General features: G+C 72.2%; 4 protein-coding genes. All 4 read left to right on the top strand.

Annotated features, from left to right (window positions below; genetic code table 11):
- Positions 1-62 precede the first annotated feature (62 nt).
- The 4 genes from VFE05_21050 (at position 63) to VFE05_21035 (ending at position 5,862) form a co-directional block, all read left to right on the top strand.
- Positions 63-1,013: a DegT/DnrJ/EryC1/StrS family aminotransferase gene (locus tag VFE05_21050; GenBank protein HET6232577.1), complete on the top strand. Its 951-nt coding sequence runs from the start codon at positions 63-65 to the stop codon at positions 1,011-1,013.
- Entirely contained in the window at positions 1,007-2,074 is a 1,068-nt protein-coding gene (locus VFE05_21045) for a GNAT family N-acetyltransferase (protein ID HET6232576.1), read from the top strand. Before VFE05_21050 ends, VFE05_21045 begins: the two co-directional genes overlap by 7 nt.
- 582 nt (positions 2,075-2,656) lie before the next feature.
- Entirely contained in the window at positions 2,657-3,301 is a 645-nt protein-coding gene (locus VFE05_21040) for a polysaccharide biosynthesis/export family protein (GenBank protein ID HET6232575.1), read from the top strand.
- 110 nt (positions 3,302-3,411) lie between these two features.
- Positions 3,412-5,862: a polysaccharide biosynthesis tyrosine autokinase gene (locus VFE05_21035; protein ID HET6232574.1), complete on the top strand. Its 2,451-nt coding sequence runs from the start codon at positions 3,412-3,414 to the stop codon at positions 5,860-5,862.
- Positions 5,863-5,991: the final 129 nt, after the last annotated feature.

The raw sequence follows: 5,991 nt of genomic DNA, 5'->3' as shown, positions 1-5,991 counted from the left end.
ATCGAGGCGCTCACCGCCGCCCTCGAGGCGCGCGCCACCGTCTCGGCCGGCGAAGGCGCGCGATGAAGATCGGCAAGCTCGCGACCTCGGACCGGCACCTCCTGCGCCGCTCGCTGCCGTACCCGTCGGCGCGCGCCGCCTTCCGCGCCTTCCTCCAGGCCGCCGCGCCCGGGCCCGGCGAGCACGTGCTGCTGCCCGCGTACATCGGGTGGTCGCCGCGCGAGGGCTCGGGCGTCTTCGACCCCGTGGCGGAGCTGGGCCTGTCGCCGCTCTTCTACCACATGGACGAGCGGCTGGACATCGACCTCGACTCGCTGGAGCGGTGCTTCCGCTCGGGCCGCGTGCGCGTCTTCGTGATCATCCACTACTTCGGCCGGGTGGACCCGTCGTACCGCGAGGCGGTGCGGATGGCGCGCGAGCACGGCGCGCTGGTGCTGGAGGACGAGGCGCACGCGCTGCTCAGCGACCTCATCGGCGGCATCTGCGGGCGGCTGGGCGACGCTTCCATCTTCTCGCTCCACAAGATGCTGCCCGTGCCCACCGGCGGCACCCTGCTGCTCTCCGAGGGCTGCTGCGAGCCGCCGCCCGGGCCGGTGGAGGTGGACGGCGGGCCCCACCCGTGGGACTTCGACCTGAAGCGCATGGCCGATCGGCGGCAGGAGAACTCCGCCCTGCTCATGGACCTCCTGCGCCCGCTGGCGGGCGAGGTGGACCCGCTGTGGCCGTCGGTGGAGCCCGGCACCGTGCTGCAGACGCTGCCGGTGGTCATCTCCCGCGCCCCGCGCGACGAGGTGTACTTCGAGCTGAACGACGCAGGCTTCGGCGTGGTGAGCCTGTACCACACGCTCATCGACCGGCTGCCGCGCGAGCGCTTCCCGGCGTCGCACTGGCTGGCGCGGCGGGTGATGAACCTGCCCGTGCACCACGACGCTGCCCCGGCCGACCTGCGCGCCATGGTGGACGCCCTCGCCGAGGCCGTGCGCCGCCCCCGCGCCACCGAGATCGCATGCTGAGCTGCGCCGTGGACGTGCGGGTGCTCGACGCGGCGGACCCGGAGCAGCGCGGGGAGTGGCTGGCGGCATGGACCGAGTGGCCCGCCCGCGAGGTCTTCGCGCACCCGGGCTACGTGAGCCTGTACGCCGCGCCGGGCGACCGCGCGATGTGCGCGGTGCTGCGCGTGCCCGGCGGCGGCATCGTCCATCCCTTCATCGCCCGCGACGTCTCGGCGATGCCGGGGGCACAGGGAGCCGCGTGCGACCTCGTCAGCCCGTACGGCTACGGCGGGCCGCACGCGTGGGGAACGGGCGCGGAGGCCGCGGCGGACTTCTGGCGCGGGCTGGACGAGTGGGCCGCGGGCGAGGGCGCCGTCTCGGAGTTCATCCGATTCCCGCTCGCGCACGGCGACGCTCTGGATCTGCCGTATCCCGGCGATCGCGAGCAGAAGCAGCTCAACGTCGCTCGCAGTCTGGATATGGAGATGGACGAGCTGTGGATGGACTTCGAGCACAAGGTGCGGAAGAACGTCAACAAGGCGCGCCGCAGCGGCGTCACCGTCGTCGTGGACCCCGCGGGCGAGCGGCTGGACGACTTCCTCCGCATCTACAACGAGACGATGGACAGGCGGGAGGCAGGCGGCGGCTACTACTTCGGGCGCGGCTTCTTCGAGCGCATCGGCGCGGACCTGCCGGGGCAGCACTGCTACCTCCACGCCCTGCACGAGGGCGAGGTGATCTCCACCGAGCTGGTGCTGGTGTCGGAAGAGAACGTGTACTCGTTCCTGGGCGGCACCGACAGCCGCTTCTTCGCGCTGCGCCCCAACGACCTGCTCAAGCACGAGATCATCGCGTGGGCAAAGGCACAGAGGAAGCGGCGCTTCGTGCTGGGCGGCGGCTACGAGCCGGACGACGGCATCTACCGCTACAAGCTGGCCTTCGCGCCGCACGGAGCCGTGCCGTTCTTCGCGGGCACGCGCGTGCTGCGCCCGGACGCGTACGAGGCCCTTGTCCGCGCCCGCGCCGCCGCCGAGCCCGGCTGGCAGCCCCGCCCCGGCTTCTTCCCCGCCTACCGCGCCTGAACGCCGCCGCGCGCATCTGCTCATCCCCCGTGCCCATGACAGACTCGGCGGATGAACAGTTGAAGGCGGGCTCGCCAGATGAACGGCTCGGAGGATGAACGACGTGGGATGATCGGAATCGGCGGAGACTTTGGGCCGGATCGGTAGATGTGCGGCGGCGGCAACCTGATCGACGAACCCGGTGTCGGACCGGTTGATGTGCGGCTCGGCGTCTACAGGTGCGGCGGCCGATGATGATGGACTCCCAGATCGGCCGATGACAGGCGGATGCTCATCATCTACCCATCGCCGAACCGCCTGCGGCGCGCTTGGACCCCCGGCGGAGGCGGAAGGGTACGCCGTCGCTCCGGTAGACGGGAGATGCCGCGCATCTTCCGCACCCGCCGTTGGGGCGGGCCGAACGTGTGACGGCAGGCGGACTTCGGCCGTCTGAGCCGCACGGGACGACCGGGCGGCGCTTGCGCGGCGCGGAGCTTGCCGGAGTGGACGTGCTGACCCTTCCGCGTGCTTGAGGCCTTCCGTGCGAACGGCTATGATACAGGCCTGCCGGCCCATCTTCCGGCGGCCCCACACCTTGGAGCCATGACCCGACTTCGTGTGCTGGCCGCGTGCGGCCTGCTGCTTCTTTCCGCCGGGGCGCTGAGCGCCCAGGGCGACTCGGCGTCGATGCACATCTCCGAAGCCGCGGCCGCGCAGCAGCCCGGCCTGCGGCCCGGCGACGTGATCAAGATCGACATCTGGCGCGAGAAGGACCTGAGCGGGAGCTTCCTGGTGGACGAGAACGGCAGCGCGACCTTCCCGCTGCTGGGCGACGTGAAGGTGACCGAGATGACCATCCCGCAGCTGCGCGCGTCGCTGCTGGAGGCGTACCGCGCACAGCTCCGCAACCCGTCCATCACCATCACGCCCATGCGGCGCGTGAACGTGCTGGGCGAGGTGCTCAAGCCGGGCCTGTACGTGATCGACCCCACGGTGAGCCTGGCCGAGGCGGTGGGCCTGGCCGGCGGCGCCACCCAGAACGGCACGCTCACCGGCGTGAGGATCTTCCGCAACGGCAGCGTGCTGGTGAACCGCCCGTCGATCTCGCAGACCATCAGCGAGGCCGACGTGCGCAGCGGCGACCAGATCGTGGTGCCGCAGAAGAGCTGGTTCTCGCGCAACAGCGCATTCGTGATCAGCAGCCTCATCTCGGTCACGAGCATCGTCATCGCCCTCGTACGGCGCTGACGCGACGGGCGGCGCGTTAGCCCGCCCGCCCGAGCACGGCGCCGGCCCCGGCTCCCGCAAAGGACCGGGACGCCTGCGCCGCTCCCTCATTCTACCGAAGACGACGTTGAATGGCTGACCTAGAGGTGCGCCCCCGCGCGAACGACGAAGCGGACGAGCCGGACCTGAACCTGTCGGCGATCTGGACTACGGTCATGCGCAACCGGTGGCTGGTGGCCGCCTGCACCGCCGCCGTGCTCGCCGTGTCCGTGCTGATGGCCCTGCGCGCCATGCCCGTCTACGAGGCCGAGGCAACCCTCAGCATCTCGGACGACGGGGGCGCCAAGAACCCGCTGGCCGACCTGGTGCCCTCGGGCGGCGGCGGGCAGGGCAAGCTGGAGACGGAGATGCTGGTGCTGCGCAGCCGCCAGATCGCCGAGCAGGTGGTGGACTCGCTGGACCTGTCGGTGCGCCTCATGGAGCCCGCCCGCCCCCGCGACGAGGTCCTGCGCCTGCTCACCGTGCCGCGCGACGCGCGCCGCGGCGCCTACCTGCTCACGCGCACGGGCGAGGCCGCCTACCGCGTGGAGGCCGAGGGCACGACGCCCGCGGCGGGCCTGCCCGGCTTGGTACGCATCGGCCAGCCGTTCCAGGCCGGCGGCGCCACGCTCGCCATCGCGCCCGGCATGCGCGCGAAGCAGCCGGAGCGCATCCGTTTCGTGGTGCGCGAGTTCCGCGCCGCGGTCGACACGCTGCGCGCCGCCACGACGGTGTACCGCCCGGACCCCAAGGCGCAGGTGCTGGGCATCCGCTACCACGACTCGGACCGGCGGCTCGCGTCGGACGTGCCGAACGTGGCGGCGGCCAAGTTCATCCGTTACCAGGCGCTCGCCAGCAAGGCCGAGTCGCGCAGCACCGTAGAGTTCCTGCGGGCGCAGGTGGGCAGCTACCAGGACGAGCTGCACAGCGCCGAGGACCAGCTCAAGTCGTTCCGCGAGCAGAACCAGGTGCTGAGCCCCAAGGACGAGGCCACCGAGCAGGTCAAGCGCATGGCCGAGCTACAGGCCCGCCGCGACGAGCTGCGCGCCGAGCGCCAGTCGCTGGCCCAGCTGCTGGACCGCGTGGCCCACGCGGGCCCGCGCGGGCCGGGCGAGCAGTCGCCGTACAGGCAGCTCGCCTCGTACCCGGTGTTCTTCTCGAACAAGGCCGTGCAGGACATGCTCCAGTCGCTCAACGAGCTGGAGAACCAGCGCAGCACCCTGCTCGTGCAGCGCACCGCGGCCAACCCCGACGTGCAGCGCATCGACTCCCGCGTGCAGGAGATCGAGCTGGGGCTGTACCAGACGGCGCGCGACTACCTGGCCGCGCTCGACTCGCAGCTCGCCAGCGCCGACGCCAACATGTCGCAGTTCGGCGTGCAGGGCGCCGCGCTGCCGCAACGCGAGGTGGGCTTCGCACGCCTGTCCCGCCAGCAGACGCTGCTCGGCGACCTGTACACGCTGCTCCAGACGCGCCTCAAGGAGGCCGAGATCCAGGAGGCGTCGGACCCGGCCAACATCCGCGTGCTGGACAGCGCGCTGGTGCCCGAGCGGCCCATCAGCCCGCGGCCGCTGCGCAACGGCGTGCTGGGGCTGCTGCTGGGCCTGGCGGCGGGCGTGGCCGCCGCGTTCGGCCGCGAGGCGCTGGACACCAAGGTGCGCACGCAGGACGACGCCCGCCTCGCCACGCGCGGCCGGCCCATCCTGGGCGTCATCCCGCGCTTCCAGCACGCCGCGGCGGCGCTGCCGTCCAACGGCAACGGCCGGGCGGCGCGGGCGCTGCCCTCGGGCGTCGGCCAATTGGTCGCGCGCTCCAGCCCCAACAGCCCCGCGTCGGAAGCGTACCGCGCGTTGCGCACCAACATCGCCTTCACGGGCGCGGGGCGGGCCCCGCAGCTGCTGGTGGTGACCAGCGCCATGCCGGGCGAGGGCAAGAGCACCACGTCGGGCAACCTGGCCGTCACGCTCGCCCAGCAGGGCTCGCGCACGCTGCTGGTGGACGCCGACCTGCGCCGCGGCACGCTGCACCACCTGCTCGACACGCCGCAGGAGCCGGGGCTCACGCACGTGCTCATCGGGCGCGCCACGCTGGACGAGGCGGTGCGCACCCTCACCTCGGCCGGGGGGACCTCCATCGACTTCATGCCCTCGGGCGCATTCCCGCCGCAGCCCGCCGAGCTGCTCTCTTCCGACGCGTTCCGGAAGATGCTGGCCGAGCTGCGCGAGCGGTACGACACGGTGATCTTCGACGCACCCCCGCTGAACCTGGTCACCGACGCCGTCCTGCTCGCCCGCGTGGCCGACGGCACGGTGCTCGTCGCCCGCACCGGCGTCACCGACAAGCGCGCGCTCCAGCACGCTTCCGCGCAGCTCTTCCAGGTGCGCGCGCCGGTGGCGGGCGTGGTGCTGAACGACGTGGACGTAGAGGGCAGCGGCAAGCACTACGGCTACGGCGCCTACGGCAGCTACGGCTCCTACGGCAGCCGTGTCCCCGCCGACGCCTATTCCGGCAACGGGAACGGGAACGGCAAGGGCCACGACTGAGCGGATTCGGCGAGAAGACGAAAGCGGCCGGGGAGATGGTTTCCCCGGCCGCTTTCGTTGCTAGGTGCCCGGTGCTGGAGATGGTTTGCTGCGGCGAGGGGCCCCACCCCCCGCCCCACCCCCCCAAAA

This window comes from Longimicrobiaceae bacterium, from assembly GCA_035696245.1.
GTDB lineage: Bacteria > Gemmatimonadota > Gemmatimonadetes > Longimicrobiales > Longimicrobiaceae > DASRQW01.
This window is presented reverse-complemented; position numbering and strand designations above follow the sequence as displayed.